The organism is Acidovorax cavernicola, from assembly GCF_003581445.1.
On sequence record NZ_QXMN01000290.1, the window covers coordinates 1 to 769 of the forward strand.

Consider the following 769-nt stretch of genomic DNA (forward strand, 5'->3'; position numbering starts at 1 on the left):
GGGTGTCGTTGGTATCGACATCGGCCTTGGTCAGATCGCCGCTGATCGTGGTAGTGCCGTCTTCCGTGACCGCGCCCGTCGCCGCGCCGCCGATGGTCGGATCGTCGTTGCTGCCGTTGATGGTGACAGTCACCTGTTGCGTCGCGCTGCCACCCTTGCCGTCGCTCACGGTCACGGTAATGATGTCGCTCACCTGCTGGTCCTCGGCCAGCGCCTGCACCAGGGTGTTGTCGTTGTCCAGCACATAGGTCCACCGGCCTGTGCTGTCGACCGAGAAGGTGCCGTACTGGCCCTGGCCGTCGTTGCTGACCTCCCAGGTGTGGGTGTCGTTGGTATCGACATCGGCCTTGGTCAGATTGCCGCTGATCGTGGTCGTGCCGTCTTCCGTGACCGCGCCCGTCGCCGCACCGCCGATGGTCGGATCGTCGTTGCTGCCATTGATGGTGACGGTCACCTGTTGCGTCGCGCTGCCACCCTTGCCGTCGCTTACGGTCACGGTAATGATGTCGCTCACCTGCTGGTCCTCGGCCAGCGCCTGCACCAGGGTGTTGTCGTTGTCCAGCACATAGGTCCACCGGCCTGAGCCGTCGACCGAGAAGGTGCCGTACTCGCCCTGGCCGTTATTGCTGACCTCCCAGGTGTGGGTGTCGTTGGTATCGACATCGGCCTTGGTCAGATCGCCGCTGATCGTGGTAGTGCCGTCTTCCGTGACCGCGCCCGTCGCCGCGCCGCCGATGGTCGGATCGTCGTTGCTGCCGTTGATGGTGAC

At 64.5% G+C, this 769-nt stretch carries 1 protein-coding gene; it reads right to left on the reverse strand.

Annotation, left to right across the window (positions count from 1 at the left end; genetic code table 11):
* The coding region (locus D3H34_RS33210; protein WP_205736878.1) for a VCBS domain-containing protein at positions 1-769 on the reverse strand (769 nt) is incomplete at both ends.